The 817-nt window shown below is 45.8% G+C and carries 2 protein-coding genes; both read left to right on the plus strand.

Features of this window, described 5'->3' with window-relative positions; translation table 11 throughout:
• The coding region (locus MXD58_RS25970) for a hypothetical protein (RefSeq protein WP_518478690.1) at window positions 1-345 on the plus strand (345 nt) is incomplete at its 5' end.
• 38 nt (window positions 346-383) lie between these two features.
• On the plus strand, window positions 384-817 hold a 434-nt coding region (locus MXD58_RS25975), incomplete at its 3' end, for an ATP-binding protein (protein ID WP_250610354.1).

The following is an 817-nucleotide window of genomic DNA, read 5'->3' on the forward strand; positions in this document are numbered from 1 at the left end:
GATGTGGAGCTGGCGCATGAATTTCTAACTGAAGTTCATCGTAAATACCCCCGTTATATTCGGGATCAACTTCAACTCATCTCAAAAGCACTTCAATCTGAGCCAGGGTATGCGAATGATGCTTTAAAGGAATGTGTCAGCAGGCGGCTGTATAGTGCGACTGAATTTAGCGATATCATCCAACATGTCAAACGCCAGTGCCAAGTGAACAGCGTATCTGAAAATCGAACGGAGAAACAGGTGAAACCCCTTTATGCAGTCCATGAATCAGTGATTCATACAAAACCACAAACTCGAGATGTCAACAAATATCTGGCATTACTAGAAGGAGGTGTATCTAGTTGAATCACTCAGTTGAACAGCTGCAACAACGTTTACGTTCCTTGAGGTGGTCAGAAAGCGCGACCCACCTCCCTACTCTCATTTCGCAAGCAGAGGCAGAGGATTGGACGTACCGTATGTTTATCGATCATTTAACGGCTTATGAACAAAAGCGCCGTGATGAGAAACAAATTGAAAAAAGGTTAAAATGGGCGGGGTTCCCTTTTTATAAAACACTTGATGCATTCAATCTAAATGAGCAGCGGTCACTAAGCAAGATGCAAATTAACCAGTTAAAGGAGTTCACATGGATCGACCAATTATACAACCTTTTTCTTTTAGGGCCAACTGGGGTGGGGAAAACGCTCCTCTCAACGGGTCTAGGTATTGACGCCAGTCCGCAAGGAGACAAAGTAGCATGTAGCTCTCGGGGCGACCGTCTACACACAGTAAAAACGGCGGAATGCACCCGAAAGTCCCCGCCCCGCAGGCACCG

The organism is Frankia sp. AgKG'84/4 (assembly GCF_023242965.2).
Classification (GTDB): Bacteria; Actinomycetota; Actinomycetes; order Frankiales; family Frankiaceae; genus Frankia.